Here is a 23,798-nt window from a genome sequence, read left to right on the forward strand (position 1 = left end):
CGCCGCAAAGGTCGGCGGTCACGGGCCCGGAGCGGCAAAGTCGTCAGGCGGCCGCGTTGCGGCGCGAGACGCCCTCGATCCAGCGGTACAGCGCCAGGATGGCGATCACGAACGCGACGCCGCCGATCCACTTTGCCGGTTCGGCGAAATCGTCGCCGACCAGCGCCAGCGGGAACAGGCTGAACGCGACGATGCCCGCGATCACCACGCCGATCAGGCCCTCGCCGACGATCATGCCGGAGGCGAGCAGCACGCCGAGTTGCTTGGCCGACTCCGGATTCGCGGTGCGCTCGGCGCGCTTGTCGTAGATCCAGCCGACGACCGCCCCCACCACCACCATCAGCGTCGCCGAGGTCGGCAGGTAGATGCCGAGGCCGACCGCGAGCGGCGACAGATGCGCGCTCTTGGTCGTGCGACGCAGGACTTCGTCGAGGATGATCAGCACGACACCGATGCCCGCGCCGATCTGGATCAGGCTCCAGTCGATGTTGTTCTCGATCACGCCCTGGGCGAGCGCCGAGATCAGGCCGGCCTGCGGCGCGGCCAGCGCGACCTTGGGATCCACGCCGGGCGCACCGGTGAAGCCGTAGGCCTTGTTCACGATGTCGAGGATCACCGGAATGATCGCCGCGCCGGCGATGACGCCGATCACCAGCGCCCACTGCTGCTTCGACGGCGTGGCGTCGACCAGCTGGCCGGTCTTCAGATCCTGCAGGTTGTTGTTGGCGATCGCCGCGACGGTGAAGACCACCGCGGTGACCATCAGCGCGAAGGCGACCAGGCCCTTTTCATGCCCGGGCTCCATCGCGGACTTGATGCCGAACACGAGCAGCAATGCGGCGCCGATCACCACCAGGATGCCGATACCCGACAGCGGGCTGTTGGACGAGCCGATCAGGCCGGCCATGTAGCCGCACACCGTCGAGACGAGGAAGCTCATCACCACGATGTAGATCAGGCCACCGATCACCAGCGACGTGGTGTGCGCGCCCAGTCCGGTTTCGTTGCTGAACTGCACCAGCAGGAAGGCGAGCGGGATGAAGCACGCCACCATCACCATGCCGACGACGCCGATCGGAATGTCGTGCTCGGTGCGCGGCAGCGAGGCGAGATTGCCGGCCGCGCGGACCCTGGCCGCGGCCATCGCCGACGCCAGGCCGGAGATCACCGGCTTGACCAGTTTGCCCAGCGTCCAGATCGCAGCCACGCCGATCGTGCCGGCGCCGACGAAACGCACCCGCTGGCTCCAGATGGCGCCTGCGATGTCCTCGGGGCCGCCGGTCATCGCGCCCGCGAGCGCGGAGAAGTGCGGCACGCCCCAGACCCAGCCGATCAGCGCGCCGAGCAGCATGGCGATGCCGACCCACAGGCCGACGAGATGGCCGACCGCGAACAAGGCCATGGACAGCGCGAAATCAAAACCGCTGACGCCGTCGCCGACCTTGAAATAGGACTTCACGTCGCTGGCGAACACGCGCGTGGCGACGACGACGGCGAATACGCCGGCGACGATCGCGCCCCAGATCACGGCGAGCAGGCCGGCGCGGCTTTCCTCGGCGCCATGCGCGGTGCCTTCGGCGCCCGGGCTGCCGACCTTGAGCACTTCCGCGCAGGCCACGCCTTCGGGATACGGCAGTTCGGAATTGGTCACCAGCGCGCGACGCAGCGGGATCGAATACATCACGCCGAGGATGCCGCCGAGCGCGCAGATCGCGAACGACACCCAGTAGGGGAAGCCCGTCCACCAGCCGATGATGATCAGGCCGGGCAGGACGAAGATCACCGACGACAGCGTGCCCGCGGCCGAGGCCACGGTCTGCACGATGTTGTTTTCCTGCACGGTCGAATTGCGGAAGTTGCGCAGCAGCGCCATCGAGATGACGGCCGCCGGGATCGACGTGGCGAAGGTGAGGCCGGCCTTCAGGCCGAAAAACACGTTCGCCGCGGTGAACGCCACGGTGATGATCACGCCGAGGATCAGGCCGCGGACGGTCAGCTCGGTGCGAGGCGTGGCCAGGGAGTCTGGTCGGTTCACTGCTGGAGTTCCCCCAAGGATGGACACCCCAGTATCGCAGACCGGTCGCGATTCGGGGTCGATGGGGGTTGGCGGTGCGTGGCTATACTCGGCCGGGTTGCGCAGGGACGCGCCCAAAACAGGGGGTTCCATTTGTCCGTTCTTTCCGCCGCCGGCCGTCCGGCCACCGTCGTCGCCACGGACGAGTTCCTTGGCCATCCCAAGGGCGTGTACGTCTGCTTCTTCACCGAGATGTGGGAGCGCTTCTCCTTTTACGGGATGAAGGCCCTGCTGCTGCTGTATCTGCTGCAGCACCACCGCTTCGGCGATCGCGCGGGGCTCGACGTGCTGGGCGCCTACGGCGGGCTGGTCTACTGCGTGCCGGTCATCGGCGGCCTGATCGCCGACCGTTACCTGGGCATGCGCAAGGCCGTGATCTTCGGCGGCCTGCTGCTGGTGGCCGGACACGCGGGCATGGCCTTCGAGGGCCAGGCGGCGACGATCGTGAATGGTGTGCTCGTACGCGACGAAAACGCGTTGCGGATCTTCTACCTGTCGCTGTCGCTGATCATCATGGGCGTCGGCTTCCTCAAACCGAACGTGTCGACGATCGTCGGGCAGCTTTACGAAGAGAACGACCCGCGCCGCGATTCGGGCTTTTCGCTGTTCGTCGCCGGCATCAACCTCGGGGCGCTGTTCGCCTCGATCGTGTGCGGTTACCTCGGGCAGACGCTGGGCTGGCGCTACGGCTTCGGCGCGGCGGGCATCGGCATGCTGCTCGGTCTCGCGCAGTTCGTGTGGGGGCGCAGGTACCTGCGCGGCATCGGCGAGCCGCCCGCGCCGCTGACGCGCCGACGCGAGTGGAGCCTCTATGCCGCGGCCATCGTCGGCCTGTTGCCGGTCGCGTGGCTGATGCACGCGGTGACGTCGATCGAGCTGGGCGCCGATGTAGTGCGCTGGACCTACGGGATCGTGGTCATGGCGCTGGCCGGCATCCTGTGGTCGATGTGGCATTCGTGGCGACGCGACGATGCCGCGCCCGCGCCGCTGCGCGCGCACGCACCTTCCATGGCGGCATTCGCGCTGCTGGGACTGGCGGTGATCTGGTTGTCCGCGCGCTACGGCGTGCTCGACTTCTTCATCGAGGAGTCCACCCTCGCGCTGATCCTGATGTCGGTGGTGTTCCTGGTGTTCGGCTTCTGGTACGTGGGCTTCGTCACGCGCGGCTGCAGCAGGATCGAGGCGCAGCGCATGGGCGCGATGATGGTGCTGATCTTCGCCGCGCTGGTGTTCTACACGCTGTACGAACAGACCTACGGCTCGTGGGTGACCTTCACCGACCGCCTGTTGACCAAGGACGTCGCGCCCTCGCTGGTGCAGGCGCAGCCCGCGCTGCAATGGACCTCCGACTGGGTCCACAACGTGAGCCTGTTCCTGGCATCCGCGCCGTGGTCGACCTACACCCTGGTGCTCGGGCCGGTCTCGTTCGTCGTCGCGGCCTCGGTATCCGATCGCAACCCGGCCTCCTCCCTGCCCCGCCTGCTGTTCGGCACGACCGTGGCGGCCATGCTCGTCGCGCTGTTGCGCGATGCCGTCGTGCTGCCGCAGACGGCCGGCTCGCTCACGTATCTGGGCGCGCTGTTCATCGTGCTGCTGGCGCCCTTGTTCGCGGTGATCTGGGCCTGGCTCGACCGGCGCGGCCTGGATCCGTCCAAGCCGACCAAGTCGGCGCTGGGCCTGCTGTTCGGTGGCCTGAGCTTCCTGCCGCTGGTGTGGGCGGCGCAACACGCGGGCGCGACCAGTGCGATGGCCAGCGTGTGGTGGCTGGTGCTCGCCTACCTGCTGCTCGAAATCGGCGAGATGTGCCTGTATCCGGTCGGCCTGTCCGCGGTGACGCAACTGTCGGTGCCGCGCGTGGTGAGCCTGATGATGGGCACGTGGTTCCTGGCCACCGCGTTCTCCGAAACGCTGGCCGCGCTGTTCGGCAAGCTCGCCGCCATCGATGTCCCCGAGGGCGAGACCATGAACATCGTCGACGCCGCCGCGAAGTACGCCGACCTGTTCACCTTCCTCATGTGGCTGGGCGTGGGCTGCGCGGTCGTCGCAATGCTCGCGTCGCCGCTGCTGCGGCGGATGATGCACGGGGTGAAGTGAGACCCAGCGGGCGCGGTGCCTCGCCCGCGCCGCCAGAGCCAGTGAGCTGCGCCGGCGTGCACTTGTACATGCTGCTAAGGACGATGGCCGCCCGGAGGCGGCCATCGATACTGGATCAGGCGCTATCGCTCAGTTGGTACGAGAAGGTTCGCCAACTGTGACGTTGCCGCCGATGTGCCGGGCGAAGAACCCGAGCATTTCGGTGTACAGCTTGAGGTTGCTCTCTTCCTTGTAGAAGCCGTGCATCTCGCCGGACTGGATGATCATCCCCTCCGGCGGATTGCCCGCGTCAGACAGCGCCTTGTACATGCGCTCTGTGTTTTCGGGCGGGCAGCGCGGATCACGTGCGCCGGCGGCGAGGTAGACCGGGATCTTGATCTTGTCGACGTGGTTGATCGGCATGGTCTCGTTACGCTCGGCCTTGGTATCGCCCAGCGCGCGCTTGAGGTACTTGATGCCCGATTCGCGGTCGCTGGTGTCGCTCATAGTCATCTGCACCTCGGCGTCGTAGGCTCCGACGTAGCCGAAGGCGCACTTGAACAGCGTCTGGTCTCGCGCCGGCGCCATCATTGCGGCATAGCCGCCGAAGCTGCCGCCGTAGATGCACACCTTGTCGGGATTCGCGTAGCCCTGCGCGATGGTCCACTTCGTGGCATCGATGATGTCGTTCATGATGCCGTCGGCCCACTGGCCATAGGCCATGTCCTCGAAGGCTTTGCCGAAGCCGCCGGAACCGCGATAGTTCACCTGCATCACCAGGTAGCCGCGGCTGGCCAGCAGCTGGGTTTCCCAGTTGAAGCCCCAGTTGTCGCGGGGGCCCATGGGGCCGCCGTGTACGTTGACGATCATCGGCAGGTCCTTGCCGTCCGAACCGTTCGGAATCGTCAGGTAGCCATGCAGCTTGAGCCCGTCGCGCGAAGTGAACGAAAACGGCTTCACGTGCGCCATCTGCCTGGCATCCAGCCATTGCCGTCCCTGCATCAGGAAGCGCGCCTTGCCGGTATCGCGGTCGTACAGGTAGAGCTCGCCGGGATTGCTGTCGCTGCGTACCGACACCACGATCTTCTTGCCGTCCTTCGTCGCACTGGAGAAGTCGACGAACTGTCCCGGGAACGCGCTGGCCAGCGATGCATAGACCTCCGCATCGGGATGCGTTTCGTCGACGAGCTTCACGCGCGGCGCGCCCGCCTCGGTCACGACGCCGATGATAGTGTCCTGGTCGGCCGACATGATGTAATCGGCGGGATCCGACACCGGATCGTGGAACAGTTCCTTGAACTCGCCGCTCGCGGTGTCGATGGTTCCGAATGCGGCCGGCGCCTTGCCGTCGCTCTGCGTGGCGTAGACGCGGCCGTCGCCCGAAGTGCCGATGACCGAAAGATGCTTGCCGGAGGTCTTGGAACTGTTGACCAGGGTCCACTTGCCGTCGTCGTCCCGGCGGTAGAGCTCGTTCTGCGAATCGAACTCTCCCTGCGCGTTCTCATCGTCGTAGCAGATCGCGTAACGCGGTGCCTTTGCAGCATCCAGTGCGATCTCGCAGTTTTCCCGCGGTGCGCGCGCGAGCGACTTCCTGCGGCCGTTGAGGGTATCGAACAGCACGATCTCGGTGCCGGCGCCTTCGCTCGAACGCGGATAGTTGACCGACATGATGACGTTGGTGTCATCGTCGCGCAGCGTATCGAGCAGCGAGAACACTTCGTTGCCGACCTGCTTGCCGCGCTGCGTGGCGTCGCGCTGACCGTAATACACCAGCGGGCGCGGCTGGCTGCCGTCGGCGTTCACGCCGTACCACTCGCCTGTGCCGAAGGGCCTGGCGAATCGCCCGACCTTCTTGATCGAGTTGAACAGCAGGCGCTGCGGGCTGACCCAGTAGAATTCGCCGACGCTCTTGTCGTCGGGCAGCTGGTTCACCTTGACCAGGCCCAGGTCCTTGGTGCGCAGCACGGTCAGGACGTCCTGCTCGCCGCGATCGACGGTCATGGCGAGGTATTCGCCGGTCGGCGAGATCTTCACGCCGCTGTAGGTCGGATGTTTGACGAAGTCCTGGATGGTCGGCGCGGCTGCCGTCGCCGCCCCCGGCAACAGCAGGGCCAGGACGGCCCCGTACAACTTGATCATTGCACTATCCCCTGGAGATTGATGTGTTTTGCTCGGCCCGGGCCAAGGGTAGCTCATGGCGGACGCAGGCGGCGCGGGCATGTCCGGACAGAAACGGAAACGGCGCCGTTCGGCGCCGTTTCCACAGACCCAAGGCACGAAGCCCGACCTATTTGGCCTGCGCGCCCGTCGTGGAGGCGGCACCTGAAGTGGCCGCGAGGGCTCCCCCGAGATGCCTGCCCAGGAACGCCAGCAGGCGCGTGTAGTACTCATGGCGATGCGCATCGGTGTAGAACCCGTGCCCCTCGGTCGGGTAATACAGGGTTTCCACGGGGACGCCGTTGGCGCGCAGCGCCTTCTCCATCATCTCGCTGTGCTTGATCGGGGCGCGTTCGTCCTCGCCACCGGCCGCGAGGAACACGGGAACCTTGATGGACTGGGCAAGCCGGTTCGGGGACGTCGCCGCGAGCGCATCCTTTTCGCCAATCCATTCGCGGACATAGGTTTCGCCGGAACCGCGACGCTGGATGTCGCCTTCGGTGTGCATCGTGGGCAGATCGTAGACGCCGACGTAGCCGACCGCGCACTTGTAGAGCGACGGCTCCTTGGCGACGCCCATCAGCGACGCATAGCCGCCATAGCTGCCGCCGTAAATGCAGATGCGGCCTGACTCGGCAATTCCTTCGGAAATGGCCCAGTGCGTGGCATCGGTCAGATCGTCCTGCATCTTCAGGCCCCACTCGCGGGCACCGGCGTGGGTGAATGCGGCGCCGTAGCCGGCCGAACCGCGATAGTTCACCTGCATCACCGCATAACCGGCAGCTGCGAGCATCTGCACTTCGGAATCGAAGCCCCAGACATCCTGGATCCCGAACGGACCGCCATGCGGCATGACGATCAACGGCATCTTCTTGCCGCTGGCGCCCTTTGGAACGGTCAGGTAACCGTGCAGGACCATTCCGTCGCGGGCTTTCACCTGCATCGGCTGCATGGTGGCCATCTGGTCGGGGTCGAACCAGTCGCTGCGGCTCAGCAGATGCGAGGCCTTCTTGCCGACCGTATCGAACACGTAGAAGTCGCCCGGATTGCGGTCGCTCCAGACCTGCACCAGCGCCAGGCGACCATCGCTGGTCTGCGACGTGATGCGCACCGCATCACCGCCGAACGCGGCTTCCAGGCTGCGATACAGCACGGCCTCGGGCGTCTTGCTGTCGAAGAACAGCGTGCGTGGCTTCGGATCCATGAAGAACGCGCCGACCGGAATCTGCGTGCCATTGCGATAGATGATGCGATAGGGATCGGTATCGTCGTCCCGCAACACGATCTTGCGCGTCATCGTCGCGAGGTCGAGTGCAACGATCGCATCGGGTCCCTCGGGCTGCTCCGACTGCAGGTAGGCGGTCTGGTTGTCCGCGGAGAAGCCGATCGGTGATTCGATCCGCTGCGTAGCGCCCTCTTCCGAGACCAGTTCCCACTCCGCGCCTTCGCCCTTGCGGTAATAGACCTTACGTACGTTGTCGGTGCCGTAGCCGGACGCGAAGCGCACCACGCCGTTGTTGTCGGTGGCGAAGCTGGCATTGCGCACCGGGGAGCTGGCGACGCGATGGCGGCGACCGGTGTAGGCATCCATGCGTTCCGCGCGGGTGAAGGGATCGCCCGAGAACGGCATGACCGCGATGATGACGTTCTTGTCGTCGCCCGGCAGGTCGTCGGACAGGAAGGCGGCGACCTGTTCCACCTTCCTGGGCTGGATCTTGGTGCCCAGTCCGTTGCCCATCATGCGCTGCCCGACGAGCATCTCGCCCGAGCCTGTCTCCGCGTCGACACCGTACAGTTCGCCGGTCAACTGCGGTCGGTCCAGGGCGCCGAACTTTTCGGCCAGGCTCACGATCACGCGATCGGGACTGACCCAGTCGAAGTCGGCGATGGCCGTGTTGCGGCCGCCGGAAACGTTTGCGGTGATCTTGTTGTCCGCGCGTCGCAGGACGACCAGAACCGTGCGGTCCTCTAGCGGGACGGTGGCGGCGTAGTACTCGCCGGTCGGCGAGAGCTTGATGTCCTCGAACCGGTCCTTCCTGACATATGCGTCGACATCGACGGCCGCCTTCGCAGGAGCGGCCAGCCCGCCGGCCACGAGGGCCAGAAACAGCGCCAAGTGCTTCATGTCTTGCTTCCCTGATTGCGATCAACGTGCGGGCGCGTCGCGCCGGCATCCCCGCGGCAAGCCTAGCATCCGCGTCGCGAGGCGTCCCGTCCGGCGGCCGCGCGCGCATGCTGCAAGGTCGTCGCCAGCGCGTCGTCCCACCCCGGCAGTGACAGGTCGTACGTCGTTCGCAGGCGCGCGGTGTCCAGCACCGAATAGTGCGGCCGCCGGGCGCGCGCCGGATAATCTTTCGCGGCGATCGGAACCACCCGGGGTACGTGCTCGACCAGTCCCTGTGCCCTCGCGATGGCGAAAATGCGTTCGGCGAATCCGTGCCAGCTGGTCGCACCACCGGCTACCAGATGTTGCAAGCCCGAGGCCGCGTCTCCTAGCGAGAGGATCCGCGCAGTGACATCCGCCACCAGCCAGGCCGGGGTCGGGCAGCCGCAATGATCGGCGACGACCCGCACTTCGTCGTGATCCCGGGCCAGGCCGAGCATCGTGCGCAGAAAGTTGTGGCCGCGCGTGGCGTAGACCCAGGCGATCCGCAGGATCAGGCTCGAGGCGCCGCAGGCCTGGATGCGACGTTCGCCCTCCAGTTTGCTGGCGCCGTACACGTTGATCGGGCACGCCGGATCGTCCTCGCGGTAAGGCACGCTGGAGTTTCCGTCGAAGACGTAATCGGTGGAGTAATGCACGAGCCGCGCGCCGCGCGCCGCGCAGTGCCGGGCCAGCTCGGCCGGAGCTTCGGCGTTGATGCGCCAGGCCAGTTCCGGTTCCGCTTCGGCGCGATCCACCGACGTGTACGCCGTGGCATTCACCACGACATCCGGCGCCACGCGATCGAACAGGGTGGCGAACGTTTCCGGTGCACCCACGTCCAACGCTTCGCATTGACCGCCATCGGCCAGCAGGCCAGTGCGGGTGGTTGCCACCACTTCGCCCAGCGGCGCCAGGCTGCGACGCAATTCGTGCCCCACCTGGCCATTGGCTCCGAGCAGCAGGATCCTCATGCGCTCACCCGCGATAGACCGGCAATCGCTCCGCGGCAATGTCCGCCAGGAACGGCGCGCGCGCGTCCTTTTCCGACAGCTGCGGGCTGGCTACGGGCCAGTCGATCGCCAGGTCCGGATCGTCCCAGCGGATCGCGGCATCGGCGGTGGCGTCGTAGGTGGCCGTGCACAGGTAGGACAGCACCGCCCGTTCGCTCAGGGCCACGAAGCCGTGGGCGAAGCCTTCCGGTATCCAGAAATGCCGCCGGTTCTCCGAAGACAGCACCACGGCGGTCCAGCGTGCGAACGTCGGAGAGCCGCGGCGGATATCCACGGCGACATCCCACACTTCGCCATCGACGACGGACAGGTATTTCCCCTGCGGATCGGGCCACTGGTAATGCAGCCCGCGCAGCACGCCGCGCGCCGACGACGAGACGTTGGCCTGGGCGACCGCGATTTCCAGGCCGCGCGCGGCAAGCCTGTCCCGGTTGAACGATTCGTAGAAGAAGCCGCGCGCGTCGTCGAACACTTTCGGCTCGACGACGACGCAGCCCTGAAGTCCGGTCTCGATGATCTTCATGCGAGGGGGCGATTTTCCAGCAGGCCCAGCAGGTACTGGCCGTAACCGCTGCGCGCCAGCGGCCGCGCGAGTTCGCCCAGCTGCGCCGCATCGATCCAGCCGTTGAGGTAGGCGATCTCTTCCGGACAGCACATCCGCAGCCCCTGTCGCTTCTCGATCGTTTCGACGTACAGGGAGGCCTCGACCAGGGACTCGTGCGTGCCGGTGTCCAGCCAGGCATAGCCCCGCCCCATCAACTCGAGCTGCAGCGATCCATCCTGCAGGTAACAGCGGTTGAGGTCGGTGATCTCGAGCTCACCGCGCTCGGAGGGCTTGAGTCCCGACGCGAAATCCGGAGCACGTCCGTCGTAGAAGTACAGGCCGGTGATCGCGTAGCTGGACTTCGGCTTGAGCGGCTTTTCCTCGATGCCGACGACAGCGCCGCCGGCGTCGAACTCGGCGACGCCGTATCGCTGGGGATCCTTGACCCAGTAGCCGAACACGGTGGCGCCGCGTTCGCGGGCGTTGGCATTGCGCAGCAGGTCGGTGAAACCGTGCCCGTAGAAGATGTTGTCGCCCAGGACGAGGCAGCTGGGCGCGCCGGCGAGGAATTCGCGCCCGATCAGCAGCGCCTGCGCGAGTCCGTCGGGGCTGGGCTGCACCGCGTACTCGATCTTCATCCCCCATTGCGAACCGTCGCCCAGCAGGTTGCGGAACAGCGCCTGCTCGTGCGGCGTGTTGATGATCAGCACTTCACGGATGCCCGCGAGCATCAGCACGCTCAGCGGGTAATAGATCATCGGCTTGTCGTAGACCGGCAGCAGCTGTTTGCTCACCGCCAGCGTCACCGGATGGAGGCGCGATCCGGTGCCACCGGCGAGGATGATGCCTTTGCGTCGGGTCATGGAATTCACCTGGAGGATCGCGTCCTGCGTGGGGCTGCCGGCATCAGGCCGCGGCCCCGATGCGTTCGAGACGATAACTGCCATCCAGCACCCGCTGCACCCAGGGCTGGTTGTCGAGGTACCACTGCACCGTGCGTTCCAGGCCCTGTTCGAAGGTCACCGCGGGCGCCCAACCCAGTTCGCCACGCAGCTTGCCGGCATCGATCGCGTAACGACGGTCGTGACCCGGGCGATCCGCGACGTAGGTGATCAGCGACTCGTGCGCACGTCCATCCGCAAGCGGCCGGCGCTGGTCGAGCAATGCGCAGATCGCCTTCACCACGTCGATGTTCCGGCGCTCGGCGTCGCCGCCGACGTTGTAGCACTCGCCGACCCGCCCCGCTTCCAGCACGCGCCGGATCGCAGCACAGTGATCGCCCACGTACAGCCAGTCGCGCACGTTCGCGCCGTCGCCGTAGACCGGCAAGGATACGCCGGCGAGGGCACGGGCGATGACCAGCGGGATGAGCTTCTCCGGGAACTGGTACGGACCGTAGTTGTTCGAGCAGTTCGTGGTGAGGACGGGAAGGCCGTAGGTGTGGTGGAAGGCGCGCACGAGGTGGTCGGACGCCGCCTTCGAGGCCGAATAGGGCGAATTCGGCGCATACGGCGTGGCTTCGGTGAACCGGCCGGTTTCGCCCAGCGAGCCGTAGACCTCGTCGGTGGAAACGTGCAGGAAACGGAACGCCGTCCGCGCCGGCGCATCCAGGGATTGCCAGTAGTCGCGCGTGCGTTCGAGCAGGTTGAGCGTGCCCACGACGTTGGTCTGCACGAACGCCGCCGGTCCGTCGATGGAACGGTCGACGTGGCTTTCGGCGGCGAAGTTGAGCACCGCCTCAGGACGATGCTCGCGCAGCACGCGTTCGACCAGCGCAGCATCGCCGATGTCGCCGTGCACGAAGACATGGTCGGGATGGCCGCGCAGCGCCGCGAGCGTGTCCGGATTGCCGGCGTAGGTCAGCGCGTCGAGATTGACGACGCGAATCCCGCGCCGCACCGCGTCGAGCACGAAATTGCCGCCGATGAAACCGGCGCCACCGGTCACAAGCCAGGTTGCCACGCGAAACCGCCTTCTCTCTTCCGCCATCAGGTTCGGCCGGGTGCCCGCGGCACCGGGCCGTCAGAACGGGATGTCGTCGTCCGCGAAGTCGGCGCCGAAATCGTTCGACTTGGCCGGCGCCGGTTCGCGCCGCGGCGCGCCGCCCTGGGATTGCGAGGGCCGCTGCGAGCGCTGGGATTCGCCCCCGAATTCACGACGCGGGGCGCCGCCTTCGGCACCGCCGCCGCCCAGCATCTGCATGTCGTCGGCAACGATGTCGGTGGTGTAGTGCTTGACCCCGTCCTTCTCGTACGAGCCGTATTCGATGCGGCCTTCGATGTAGACCTGCCGGCCCTTGCGCAGGTATTCGCCGGCGATCTCGCCCAGCTTGCCGAACAGCTTGACGCGGTGCCATTCGGTCTTTTCCTGCGTGTTGCCGTCGCGGTCCTTGCGGACCGAGGTGGTCGCCAGGCTCAGCGTGGTGATGGCCATGCCACCCTGGGTGTACTTGGTTTCGGGGTCGTTGCCCAGGTTGCCGACCAGGATGACCTTGTTGATGCCACGAGCCATGGAGTGTGTGGTCCTTTTTGAAATGGGAATCCCGCGCGGAGGCCCGGCGGGAGGAAGACGGGTCGATCGCCCGGCCGGACGGCCGTCGCGGCGACAGATGCGATCACAGTATATCCGCGGCCCCGGAACCATCAGGGCACGGCGCTCCCGTCGGTCAGACTTTGCCTGAACCGGCACGCGCAACCGGGCCGCCGGCCGCAGGGGCCGGCAGCGGATCACCGCGAAATTCGAGGGTCGGCAGGCCCTAGCGGGCCGCGCTCATCGGCCCGGAGTCGCCGGACTCCGTCGCCATCGCGCCCGGCTGGTGGCGGGCCCGCCAGGACGAGGCGGTCTCGCCATGCCAGGCCTTGAACTGGCGGGCGAAGCTGCACGGATCGTGGAAGCCGCAGGCCTCCGCCAGTTCCGTGATCGACAGCTGGCTGTCCTGCAGCAACTGCCTGGCCCGCTGCATCCGCAGCCGCATCGAGGCCTTCTGCAGCGTTTCCTGATAGACCGCATGGAAGGTCTTGGACAGCCACCAGCTGGAGAAGCGGGTGAGCTCCATCAGGTCCTCGATCCGGAGCATGCGTTGCGGGTTGCCTTCCAGGCACAGCCGCGCCTTCTGCACGCGCGAGAAGATCCGCGTCTTGCGGTGGAACGACCGCCCCGGGCAGCGCTCGATCATTTCGGCAAGCGAGTCCTGCGCCGCCTGCCAGTGCTTCAGCAACGGCTTCAGCGCGCGCATCGTCGCCCCCGCTCCGGCGTCCTGCGGCACCGACGCGCCCTGCCGCCACAGCCGCAGGGCGATGCGGCGGTCATGCGGGGACACGCAGCCGCGCCCGACCAGCAAACCGCGATCGGTCGGATCGAGCGCGCCGTGCATCACGTCCGCGGTCAGCATCACGCCGAGCGTGAGCCCGTGCTCGTCCGCCTGCACCTCGGGCATCGAGCCGCGTTCCAGTGCGATCCACTCGCCCGGGCGGAGGGTGAAGGCGCCTTCGGCGGCATTGACCTGGGCCGTGCCGCGCACCTGCAACCAGAACGACAGCATCGGCGCGGGCGCGCGCACCCGCTCGGAGCGGCAGACGGCCGCGTAGCGCACCGGCAAGGTCACGAGCCCCGTCGCGTAGGGGGAGAGTCGGGGGGCGTCGTGCATGGTGACGAAGGTGTCGGGCATGGCGAGCTCCTGGGGCGGGCGGACCTGACGATCGCTGGCGATACGCATGGACGGGACTGGCGAGGTTCGTTGTAGCGCCACTCCGATCCGGATGCGCGAGGTATTCGTCCAGTTGCCCGGCAGTGGCGACGAGCCGCGAAAAAATCGACGAAACCGCCTTTTGCGGCGACGAAATGGCCGGCGTCCTCCGACCGGGCGCCTGTCCGCAGCCGGCACCGCGCGGAGACCTGCCGCGCGGGCCATGCCCGCTGCACCACCACTGCCGCTGCGACGGCCGCCGCCCCGCTTGCATCGCGCGTCCGCGACGGGTACACCACACGCCCGACACGATCGCAACGACGCGATCGCGGAGCACATCGGCCGCAATGACCAGTTCACGCAACTTCCTGCAGGCGGTCCCCGTGTTGCGCCGGCTCGATCCGCTCGACCGCACGATGTTCGCGCTGACCCTGGCGGTCTGGGCGATGCACTACGCCATGCGCACCTTCCTCAGCCTGATGCCGGGCGATACCTGGATCGAGCCGGGCAGCCTGGTCGCGCGCACGGTCGCCAGCACGATCGGCATCGTCCTGTGCCTCGCGATCCACGTGGTGCTGAAGAAGGCCGGCAGCAACCATCCGTGGCGCCTGCTGGGCTATGCGCTCGCATTGAGCTTCCCCGCATCCCTGCTGCTCACCTGGTCGGGGGAATACGTGTTCCGCTACTTCACCGACTACTACGCGATGTACCCGGATCGCTGGATGTCGGGCATGGAACTGGGCGAGACCTACAAGGCCTACCAGTGGAACTTCTTCGCCTGGTGCGCGCTGTACGCCGCCGCGCGCAACAACGCCGAAGTGCGCCGGCGCGACCAGCAGCTCGCTGCCGCGACCAACGCCGCGCAGCAGGCGCAGCTGCTCGCGCTGCGGCTGCAGGTCAATCCGCATTTCCTGTTCAACACGCTCAACACGCTGGCCGGCCTGATCGTCCTCGGCCGCACCAGCGAGTCCGAGAAGATGGTGCTGAGCCTGTCGCGCTTCCTGCGTTACACGCTCTCGCGCACGCCCTCGCAGCTGACCACGCTCGCCGACGAGATCGGCATGCTGCGGCAGTACCTGGAGATCGAAGCCGCGCGCTTCTCCGACCGGCTGAAGGTCACCTGGGACGTGCCGTCGTCGTGCATGCAGGCGATGGTCCCGAGCCTGATCCTGCTGCCGCTGGTCGAGAACGCGCTGAAATACGGGCTGGGTGGCTCCGATCGCCCCGTCGAGATCGCGATCGCCGCGCGCGAGGAACACGGCCAGCTGGTGTTGAGCGTGGAGGACGACGGTGGCAGCGCACACGGCAGCGCCGGGAGCGGACTCGGCATCGGCCTGTCCAATGCACGCCAGCGGCTGGCCGCGCTGTACGGCGACGAAGGGCGGCTCGAGAGCGCTCCGCTCGAGCACGGCTGGCGCAGCGTGATCCGCGTGCCGTGGCAGGAAGACATGGTGCTGGAACCCGCTGCGTGATCCGGATCCTCCTCGCCGACGACGAGCCCATCGCGCTGGATCGCCTCGAACTCGCCGTTGCGGGCATTCCCGACGCGGAACTCGTCGCCAAGGCGCGCAACGGCAAGGAAGCACTGGCGCTCATCCGCGAACTCAAGCCCGACATCGCGGTGCTCGACATCCAGATGCCGGTCAAGGACGGCTTCGCCGCGATCGCCGAGCTCAAGCCCGGCGAGCACCTGCCCGAGATCATCTTCGTCACCGCCTACCAGGAGCACGCGGTGCGCGCGTTCGAAGTGCATGCGGTGGACTACCTGCTCAAGCCGGTGTCGTTCGAGCGCTTCCGCGAAGCGGTGCGCCTGGCGCGCAGCCGGCTGGAAGCGCGCGCTGCCGAAGTCCGCTTCGCCGAACTGCAGCAGCTGATCGCGAGCCTGCGCGCCTCCGGCACGCCCGAGAGCGGGCTGGTGTACGAACGCGAGTTCTGGGTGCGCACGCGCGACGGCATCGTCCGCATCGCCGCGGAGAACATCGAGGCGATCACCGCCGAAGGCGATTACGTGCTGCTGCACGCCGGCGGCAAGTCGCACCTGCTCAAGGAAACCATCAGCTCGCTGGCGGCGCGCCTGGATCCCGCCGTGCACCTGCGCGTGCACCGTTCGACCATCGTCAACCTGCGCCAGGTCGCGAGCCTGCATCGGCGCGGCCCGAAGGGGCTGTCGCTGACGCTGGCCTCCGGTGCCGACTACGCGATCGGCCCCAACTACGTCGAAACCGTGCTCAAGCTCGTCAACGCGCGGCGCTGGCGCTGAATCCGCGGCGGCCGCGCGGCAGCGGCCCGTGGAGCGGCCCGTATAATCGCCGGCTATGCACGCCGATTCCGCCCCGCGCCCCGCCCCCCTGCCGCTTCCCGACCTCGCCACCATCCAGGCCCTCGCCCGCGAGGACATGGCGGCGGTCGATGCGCTGATACGCCGCCGCCTCGCGTCCGACGTGGTGCTGATCAACCAGGTCGCCGAGTACATCGTCGGCGCCGGCGGCAAGCGTCTGCGGCCGATGCTGCTGCTGCTCGCCGCGGGTGCGCTTGGACATCGTGGCGCCGATGCGCACCAGCTCGCCGCGGTGGTCGAGTTCATCCACACCGCCACCCTGCTCCACGACGACGTCGTCGACGAATCCGATCTGCGCCGTGGCCGCAGGACCGCCAATGCGGTGTGGGGCAACGCCGCCAGCGTGCTGGTCGGCGACTTCCTGTATTCGCGCAGCTTCCAGCTGATGGTCGAACTCGACCGCATGGAAGTCATGCGCATCCTCGCCGACACCACCAACCGCATCGCCGAGGGCGAAGTGCTGCAACTGCTGCACGTGCGCAACCCGGACACGGACGAAGCGGCCTACCTGCGCGTGATCGAGCGCAAGACCGCGGTGCTGTTCGCGGCGGCAACGCGCCTGGGCGCGTTGCTGGCGGGCGCCGACGCCGCGACCTGCGACGCGCTGCACGACTACGGCATGAACCTGGGCTACGCCTTCCAGATCGCCGACGACGTACTCGATTACGCCTCCGACGCGGAAACGCTGGGCAAGAACCTTGGCGACGACCTCGCCGAAGGCAAGGCGACACTGCCGCTGATCCACGCGATGCTGCACGGCGATGCGGATACGCGCGGGCGTTTGCGTCATGCGATCGAGCACGGCGATACCGATGCGTTGCCCGACGTGCTGCAGGCGATCCACAACACCGGTGGCCTGGAATACAGCCGCCGTCGCGCCTTCGATTACGCGGACGCCGCCGAGCGCGCGCTCGACGGACTTGCCGACAACGACTACACCGCCGCATTGCGCGGGCTGGCGCGGTACGCGGTCAGTCGGGATCACTGAGCCGCCTCTTTCCGTTTTGGGAAGAGGTCAAAGCAGGCCGACAGGCCGTTATGGGAAGGACAGTGCCACCAGAGAAGCTGGCGGTGCTTTTACCCCTGATTGCCAGGAAAGCTAAAGCAACTCGCTTGCGCTCGCCGCCCCTCATCTGCCCTCCGGGCCTCTTCTCCCCGCAAGCGGGGAGAAGAGAACCCAGGAGCTCGGCGCACCTCCCTCGCCCCGCTTGCGGGGTGAAGGCGGACGCCTATGCGCCACTGGCGCATGTCCGACTGAACGCCCTTGCGCCGTGCGCAAGGGCCGGGGGCAGAGCGAGTGGGAACAGCGTCGCGACAGCGACGCAGGGTGAGGGGACGTGTCGCGATGACGACGACTACTCCGCCGCGAACCTCTCCGCAAAGAAGTCATCCATCATGCGGAACGCGCGCGTCGCCGAGCGTTCGTTGTAGCGGCAGTTGTCGCTGGCTTCTTCCGGCTCGGTGAAGCAGTGCACCGTGCCGCCGAAGTCGACGAACTGCCAGTCCGCCTTCGCCTCGTTCATCTGCTTCACGAAGTTGCTGCGATCGTCCGCTGACACGTTGGCGTCGTCGGCACCGTTGAGGACGAGCACGCTGGCCCGGATGCCCTCGGGCCCCGGCTTCGCCGACGCCTTGAGGCTGCCGTGGAAGCTGACCACGCCGGCCACGTCCGCGCCGCTGCGCGCGAGATCGAGCACCGCGCCGCCGCCGAAGCAGAAGCCGATCGCGCCGATCCGTCCCGTATCCAGCGGCACCTTGTCCTGCTGTTTCAGCACCTCCACCGCCCTGGCGACGCGCGCAGCCAGGCCTTCCGGCGCGGCATACGCGGATTGCAGCGCCTTCATCGCCTCCTGGTGGTCCTTCGGGTTGACGCCCTTTCCGTACACGTCCGTCAGCAGGATCACGTACTTGCTGCCGGCGATGCGCTTGGCCTTTGCGATGGCTCCGGCATTGACGCCCATCCAGTTGGGGACCATCACCAGCCCCGGCAACTTCGCCTTCGCCGCATCGTCGTAGACGACGTAGCCGGCGAAGGCCTGCGTGCCGATCTTCCATTCCACCGGCTTGGCCTGCATGGCGGCGAATGCGGGCATGGCGGACAGCATCAACACGGCTGCAGCGGCGAGACGGCGCATGGCGTTTTCTCCGGAGTGTCGCGAAAGCGTAGGCCGCACGGGTTGCTGCGGCGTGAAGCCGCGATGGTGCCACCGCAGGCCACTCCCCCCATGACGAACGTTGGCGCGATGCGATGCGATTTCCGGCGATGCGGGATCGGAGAAGCGCCCCGGAGCGCGCCGCGCTTACCCGGGCCACGCGATCCCGCGATCAGCCGACGCCGAGCCCCGGAATGGCGCTGATGCTGTCGGGATCGAAGCCGGCGAGTTCGGCGAAGTGGCGTCCCCGCGCGACGTAATCGCGGTACGCGCCGAAGCTCGGCGCCCCGGGCGAAAGCAGCACCACGCCGTCGCCGGCCAGCGCGTCCGACGCCTGCCGCATCGCGTCGGCAAGATCGGCCGCGGCGCCCAGCACGAAGCCGCATTCGGCGGCGAGCGGCGCGAGCAGCGCGTGGATGCACGGGCCGTTCTGGCCCATGGTGATGATCGCCAGCGGCGCGCAGGTGCGCATCGCGGCGGCGAACTCGTCCCACGGCAGGCCGCGATCATGTCCGCCCACGAGCAGCGCCACGCGGCGCCCGCGGAACACGTCCAGCGCCGCGAGGCTCGCGTGCGGTGTCGTGCTGATCGAATCGTTGACGTAGGTGAGGCCGCCGCGCGCGCCGAGGGTCTGCAGGCGATTGGGCAGCGGCCGGAACGTGGCGGCATGCGGCGCCAGCGCGGCCGCGTCGAGACCGAGCGCTTCGATTGCCGTGAGCACCGCGCACAGGTTGCCGCGGTTGTGCCTGCCGGGCAGCGGCAGGGCCAGGGTGTCCATCACGAAACGGTCGCCGCGGTACAGCGCGTCCTCGCGCAGGTGCCAGCCGTCGCGGCCGCCAAACCAGCGCACCTCGCTCTCGGGCAGGTGCAGCGCGGACAGGATCGGATCGTTGGCATTGAGCACGGCGATGCGCGGCCGGCCTTCGCCCAGCAGGCGCAGCTTGTCGGCGACGTAACGTTCGTGCGAGCCGTGCCAGTCCAGGTGCTCGGGAAACACGTTCAGCGCGACGGCGACCTGCGGTCGCACCCCGCTCGCGGCGACGTCGCCGGTCTGGTAGCTCGACAGTTCGATGGCCCAGTACTCGGGCGCGGGTTGCGGATCGAGCACTTCCAGCAGCGGCAGGCCGATGTTGCCGGCCAGCGCCGTCGCGTGCCCGCCCGCGCGCAACAGATGCGCAAGCAACGACGTCGTCGTGCTCTTGCCCTTGGTGCCGGTCACGCACACCACGTTGCCGGCAACGCCCGCCGCATCGGCGTGCGCCGCGAACCACAACGCCGTGCCGCCGACGAAACGCGTGCCCTGCCGCGCGGCCGCCATCGCTTCGGGCTTGTACGGACTGATGCCCGGCGACTTCACCACGACATCGAAGGCGCCCAGGCGCACGGCGTCGGCCGCGGTTTCCACCTCGAGCAAGGGATCGCCCGCCGCCCGCACCTCCGCGGCTTCGCCGTCGCTGCAGAACAGCGTCAGCGGCAGGTGCGGCAGGTGTTCGCGGATCGCGCGATAGGCCGCGCGGCCTTCGCGGCCCCAGCCCCAGAGCGCGACACGGCGGCCCTGCAGGCGCGCGATATCAAGCCGCGAACCGGGCACGCAGGCGCTCCCAGAGTCCGGCCGGAATGCGGTGCTCGTCGTCGATCACCAGCAGCGGCTCGATGCGCAGTTCCGCCTCGTCCAGTTGCGGACGGATCTCGCGCGCGAAGCGTTCGACCAGCGCGTCCTCGCGCCACTCCGGCCGGTCGCCCAGCGCCGCCATCGCCGCGCGCGATTCGCGGCCTTCGCCGACGCATTCGAACGGCTTGTGGTCCTGGTATTCGAGCAACGCGTCGTAACCGGCGGTCTGCCCCGGATCGTCGAGCAGGTTGCGGCCGAAGATGCCGACCAGCCGCGGCTTGGGCATGAACGGCGCCAGCGCGAGGAACACGAAGTGGCACTTCGGGCACACGCCGCACCAGCGGTTGGCCGGACGCTCGCCGAGGATGTGGAAGTTGCGGTTGCAGCTGGAGAAGTGCGCGTCGTAGCGATCGGTCTTCGCGAACTGCCGCGCGACGGCCAGTTCGCTCAACGGACGCAGCAGTGAGTAGTAATGCAGGTCGGCGGCGATCTCGCGCTGCACGTAGTCGCCGAACAGCCGCTCGCACTCCCAGCCCTTCGACCACTGGTGGTTCACCTCGCCGGTGCCCTCGATGAAGCTGCCGTAGCTGGCCGAACGCTCGTTGGAGAACACCACCTGGTCCACGCCCAGCAGCACCGCCGCGAACACCATGATCGCGGAATTGAGCACGGTCACCGGGATGTGGCCGTTCCAGGCGCCTTCCCGGTTGAAGTCGAACAGCTGCGGCGCCAGCGCGCGGCCGAGGTTCAGCGTCGGCAGGTCGGTGCGCTCGGCGCAGGCGCGGATCAGCTGCGAACCGCCGATCCAGGTGACCGTCTGCCCTATGCCGGCCGCGCGCAGCGCCTCGATGCTGACCAGCGAATCCTTGCCGCCGCCGATGGCGACCAGCGCGTGCTCGCGCAGGCCCAGCGCCGGCGCGGCGGGACGGTTCACGGCTTCGTGCGGGAAGCGAATCCTGCCGTGCAGGTTCAGCCCGTTGCGGTAGGCGAACTCGCCCAGGCCGTTGACGTAGATCGTTTCCAGCATCGCGGCGGTATCCGCGTCGATCGCGTACGAATCGATGCGGATTTCCGGGGGCACCGCGGCCTTGTAGTAACTCACGCCGGCGATCAGGTGCAGCAGGCGCAGGGCCTGCTGCGCGGCGCCCGCGCGCTCGCCTTCGAGCACGAACGGCGCACCCGGCACCGTGATCGTCTCGATCAGCTCGGGACCGTCGTCGAAGGCATACACCAGCTGCGCGACGCCGGTATCCGCATCGAACGTGCAGCGCACGAAGCGGAAGGCATTGATGGCGTCGCGTTGGAATTTCCACTCACTCATTTTTGAATCCGTAGGGCGGGTCTCTCCGCCATTTCGTTATTCCGGTTGCGTCACGGCGGGTCGAGACCCGCCCTACGCGATGACTGCTTCCGCAGGCAACGCCCGCAGGTTGTACGTATTCGCCATCGCCATGCCGTAGGCGCCGGCATCGGCCACCAGGAGCACGTCGCCCTCGCCCGTCGCCTCCGGCAGCAGGCGGCTGCGTCCGAGCACGTCGCCGCTTTCGCAGATCGGGCCCACCACATCGAACGCGGCCGTCGCGCCGTCGCCGAAGCGCGTGAGGTTGTGGATGCCGTGGTACGCCTCGTACATCGCCGGGCGCACCAGTGCGTTCATGCCGGCGTCGCAACCGATGCGGCGCACGCCGTCCTTTTCCACCACCTGGGTGACGGCAAGCAGCAGCACGCCGGCCTCGGCGACGAGATAGCGGCCCGGCTCGATCACCAGCCCGTAGCGCGGATAGGCCGACTTGATCTCGTCCAGCCCCGTGCGCCAGGCCGCCAGATCGAAGTCCTGCGCATCGGGCGTGTACGGAATCGGCAAGCCACCGCCGATATCGATGGTCTCGATGGTGCCGACGTTGTCGGCGAGCCCGGCCAGTTCCGCGTACACGCCGCGCCAGTGGCGCGGATCCTCGATGCCGCTGCCCAGGTGCGCATGCAGGCCGCTGATGCGGACATCGAGCCTGCGCGCCTCGTCGACGAAGGCATCGAAGCGCGCGATCGGCAGGCCGAACTTCGCCGCGACACCGCCGGTCTTCACCTTCTCGTGGTGACCTTCGCCGTGGCCGAGATCCAGGCGCAGCCACAGCGTGCGGCCGCGGAACGTCTCCGGCCAGCGCTGCAGCGCCTCCACGTTGTCCAGCGTGACGGTGACGCCGCGCGCGAACGCCGCCTCGTACTCGCGGCGCGGCGCGAAGCTGGGCGTGAACAGCACGCGCTGCGGCGACAGCTCCGGCAGCGTGGCGAAGACGTGGTCGAGCTCGGCCTGCGACACGCATTCCAAGCCGAGGCCTTCCTGCACGAGCGTGCGCAGGATCGCCGGATGCGGGTTCGCCTTGATCGCGTAGAAGCAGCGGTCGATCGCCGGCACCGCCAGCAGGTTGCGCGCGCGGTCGCGCACGGTAGCCAGATCGTATACGTAGCGCGGCGTGCCCGCCTGCGCGTACTGCAGCAAGACATCGCGCGCGCCTTCCCACCACTGCGTCGCGCGCACCGCCTTGCCGTGTGCGATCTCGCGCCAGCTCGGGCCGAACACCGCCGCATCGAGTACCGGCATGGCACCGCTGCGGATCAGCTCCGCGTGCAATTGCGGCAGCATGCCGTCGGCATCGGCTTCGTCGATGACGAAGGTGAGGTTGAGATCGTTCGACGACTGCGAAATCAGGTGCACGCGTTCGCGGCCGAAGGTCGCCCAGATGTCCGACAGCTTGTGCAGCAGCGAGCGCATGCCGCGCCCGACCAGGGTGATGGCCGCACACGGCGCGATCACCTTCACCCGGCACACTTCCGCCAGGTCCGCGCTCAGCGCTTCGAGCACGTTGGAATTCACCAGGTTCTCGCTGGGATCCAGCGACACCGTGACGTTGGTCTCCGACGAACCGATCAGGTCGACCGACAGACCGTGGCGCTTGAAGCGCTCGAACACGTCGGCGAGGAAGCCCACCTGCTGCCACATGCCGATGCTTTCCATCGACACCAGGACGATGCCGTTGCGGCGGCTGATCGCCTTCACGCCCGGCACCGTCGCCGCCGACGCGTCGATGCGCGTGCCGGGCAGGTCGAAGCGCTCGGTGTCGAGGATGGCCATCGGCACGCCCGCATCGCGGCACGGCGCAATGGAACGCGGATGCAACACCTTCGCGCCCGTCGTGGCGATTTCCTGCGCCTCGGCGTAATCCAGGCGCGTCAGCAGGCGCGCGTCTGGCACGTCGCGCGGGTTCGCGGTGAACATGCCGGGCACGTCGGTCCAGATCTCGACCCGCTTCGCCTTGAGCAGCGCGCCGAAGTAGGCGGCCGAAGTATCGGAACCGCCGCGGCCGAGGATCGCCGTGCCGCCGTCGCCGTGGCGCGCGATGAACCCCTGCGTCAGCAGCATCGGCGCGGCCTGCTGCGCGAAGCGCTCGGCGAAACCCGTATCGCCGTTGTGGCGGCAGTTCACCGACAGCCGCTGCGCCCACGCGCTGGCGTTCGGCAGCGACACCGCATCGAGCCACTGCCGCGCATCGCACCAGCCGAAGTCGTGGCCCTGCGTGCGCAGGTAAGCCGCGCCCAGCGTCGACGACAGCAGTTCGCCCTGCGCAAGCACGTCGGCCTGCCAGTCCAGCGTGCGCTGCGCCGCGCGCGGATCGGTGCCCAGCGCCTGCAGCGTCGCGAGGCGTTCGCCGAGCACGGCGTCGGCGTCGAGATCGAGTTCGGCGCAGAAAGCACGATGACGCTCGACCAGGGCGGCGATGCGCGCGACGACATCGTCACCATTCGCGATCGCCTGCAGCTCGTTGGTCACCCCCGACAGCGCGGAGACCACCACCAGCACGCGCGCGCCGTCCTCGGCCATGCGTTTGGAAGCGAGGCGTCCGATGGTGTCCCAACGGTTGCGGCGCGACACGGAGGTTCCGCCGAACTTGAGTACTACCCAGGGATGCGCTCCCGCTGTCACTGATGTGTGTCCTTCGAACGAGGTGAT

At 67.8% G+C, this 23,798-nt stretch carries 17 protein-coding genes; 4 read left to right on the forward strand and 13 right to left on the reverse strand.

Translation table 11 applies throughout. From position 1 onward, the window contains the following. Positions 1-43: 43 nt before the first annotated feature. Positions 44-2,035 carry an OPT family oligopeptide transporter gene (locus ACFPN1_RS06130; RefSeq protein WP_386753818.1) on the reverse strand — a complete coding sequence of 664 codons (1,992 nt, stop codon included), beginning with the start codon at positions 2,033-2,035 and terminating at the stop codon, positions 44-46. Positions 2,036-2,167: 132 nt separating this feature from the next. On the opposite strand from ACFPN1_RS06130, the gene ACFPN1_RS06135 reads away from it, so the two are divergent. Beyond that, positions 2,168-4,168: a peptide MFS transporter gene (locus tag ACFPN1_RS06135; protein WP_386753820.1), complete on the forward strand. Its 2,001-nt coding sequence runs from the start codon at positions 2,168-2,170 to the stop codon at positions 4,166-4,168. Positions 4,169-4,297: 129 nt separating this feature from the next. On the opposite strand, the gene ACFPN1_RS06140 is transcribed toward ACFPN1_RS06135, so the two are convergent. The 8 genes from ACFPN1_RS06140 to ACFPN1_RS06175 form a co-directional block, all read right to left on the reverse strand. Then, positions 4,298-6,286: an alpha/beta hydrolase family protein gene (locus ACFPN1_RS06140; protein ID WP_386753822.1), complete on the reverse strand. Its 1,989-nt coding sequence runs from the start codon at positions 6,284-6,286 to the stop codon at positions 4,298-4,300. Positions 6,287-6,434: 148 nt separating this feature from the next. Then, positions 6,435-8,429, reverse strand: a complete 1,995-nt coding sequence (locus ACFPN1_RS06145; protein WP_386753824.1) for an alpha/beta hydrolase family protein — start codon at positions 8,427-8,429, stop codon at positions 6,435-6,437. Positions 8,430-8,491: 62 nt separating this feature from the next. Continuing rightward, entirely contained in the window at positions 8,492-9,421 is a 930-nt protein-coding gene (gene rfbD / locus ACFPN1_RS06150) for a dTDP-4-dehydrorhamnose reductase (protein ID WP_386753826.1), read from the reverse strand. A 4-nt stretch (positions 9,422-9,425) separates the two neighbouring features. Beyond that, positions 9,426-9,983, reverse strand: a complete 558-nt coding sequence (rfbC, locus tag ACFPN1_RS06155) for a dTDP-4-dehydrorhamnose 3,5-epimerase (RefSeq protein ID WP_386753827.1) — start codon at positions 9,981-9,983, stop codon at positions 9,426-9,428. After that, on the reverse strand, positions 9,980-10,867 hold the full coding sequence (rfbA, locus tag ACFPN1_RS06160) for a glucose-1-phosphate thymidylyltransferase RfbA (RefSeq protein ID WP_386753829.1): 888 nt from the start codon (positions 10,865-10,867) through the stop codon (positions 9,980-9,982). Before rfbA ends, rfbC begins: the two co-directional genes overlap by 4 nt. 43 nt (positions 10,868-10,910) lie before the next feature. Next, positions 10,911-11,966: a dTDP-glucose 4,6-dehydratase gene (rfbB, locus tag ACFPN1_RS06165; protein ID WP_386753831.1), complete on the reverse strand. Its 1,056-nt coding sequence runs from the start codon at positions 11,964-11,966 to the stop codon at positions 10,911-10,913. A gap of 60 nt (positions 11,967-12,026) precedes the next feature. Next, positions 12,027-12,515, reverse strand: a complete 489-nt coding sequence (gene ssb, locus ACFPN1_RS06170; protein WP_386753833.1) for a single-stranded DNA-binding protein — start codon at positions 12,513-12,515, stop codon at positions 12,027-12,029. 244 nt (positions 12,516-12,759) lie between these two features. Further along, the gene (locus ACFPN1_RS06175) at positions 12,760-13,671 is read right to left on the reverse strand and encodes a helix-turn-helix transcriptional regulator (RefSeq protein ID WP_386753835.1); all 912 of its coding nucleotides are present in this window, start codon (positions 13,669-13,671) and stop codon (positions 12,760-12,762) included. Between the two features lie 365 nt (positions 13,672-14,036). Here ACFPN1_RS06175 and ACFPN1_RS06180 point away from each other — a divergent pair, with 365 nt between their 5' ends. From ACFPN1_RS06180 to ACFPN1_RS06190, 3 genes are read left to right on the forward strand one after another with little or no spacing between them, the layout of a single operon-like run. After that, positions 14,037-15,161, forward strand: coding sequence for a sensor histidine kinase (locus tag ACFPN1_RS06180; RefSeq protein ID WP_386753837.1), 1,125 nt, complete (start codon positions 14,037-14,039; stop codon positions 15,159-15,161). Beyond that, positions 15,158-15,949 carry a LytR/AlgR family response regulator transcription factor gene (locus ACFPN1_RS06185; protein ID WP_386753839.1) on the forward strand — a complete coding sequence of 264 codons (792 nt, stop codon included), beginning with the start codon at positions 15,158-15,160 and terminating at the stop codon, positions 15,947-15,949. Before ACFPN1_RS06180 ends, ACFPN1_RS06185 begins: the two co-directional genes overlap by 4 nt. A gap of 55 nt (positions 15,950-16,004) precedes the next feature. Beyond that, positions 16,005-17,015 carry a polyprenyl synthetase family protein gene (locus ACFPN1_RS06190; RefSeq protein ID WP_386753841.1) on the forward strand — a complete coding sequence of 337 codons (1,011 nt, stop codon included), beginning with the start codon at positions 16,005-16,007 and terminating at the stop codon, positions 17,013-17,015. Positions 17,016-17,382: 367 nt separating this feature from the next. Here the strand turns inward: ACFPN1_RS06190 and ACFPN1_RS06195 are convergent, their stop codons facing one another. The 4 genes from ACFPN1_RS06195 to ACFPN1_RS06210 all read right to left on the reverse strand — a co-directional run bounded on the left by ACFPN1_RS06195 (position 17,383) and on the right by ACFPN1_RS06210 (position 23,771). Further along, positions 17,383-18,162, reverse strand: coding sequence for a dienelactone hydrolase family protein (locus ACFPN1_RS06195; protein ID WP_386753843.1), 780 nt, complete (start codon positions 18,160-18,162; stop codon positions 17,383-17,385). Positions 18,163-18,352: 190 nt separating this feature from the next. After that, on the reverse strand, positions 18,353-19,750 hold the full coding sequence (gene murD, locus ACFPN1_RS06200) for a UDP-N-acetylmuramoyl-L-alanine--D-glutamate ligase (RefSeq protein WP_386754059.1): 1,398 nt from the start codon (positions 19,748-19,750) through the stop codon (positions 18,353-18,355). Position 19,751: 1 nt separating this feature from the next. Next, positions 19,752-21,113, reverse strand: a complete 1,362-nt coding sequence (gene murL / locus ACFPN1_RS06205) for a UDP-N-acetyl-alpha-D-muramoyl-L-alanyl-L-glutamate epimerase (protein ID WP_386753845.1) — start codon at positions 21,111-21,113, stop codon at positions 19,752-19,754. A gap of 72 nt (positions 21,114-21,185) precedes the next feature. Continuing rightward, the gene (locus ACFPN1_RS06210; protein ID WP_386753846.1) at positions 21,186-23,771 is read right to left on the reverse strand and encodes a bifunctional aspartate kinase/diaminopimelate decarboxylase; all 2,586 of its coding nucleotides are present in this window, start codon (positions 23,769-23,771) and stop codon (positions 21,186-21,188) included. Positions 23,772-23,798: the final 27 nt, after the last annotated feature.

It is taken from the genome of Lysobacter yangpyeongensis (assembly GCF_042655745.1).
Classification (GTDB): domain Bacteria; phylum Pseudomonadota; class Gammaproteobacteria; order Xanthomonadales; family Xanthomonadaceae; genus Agrilutibacter; species Agrilutibacter yangpyeongensis.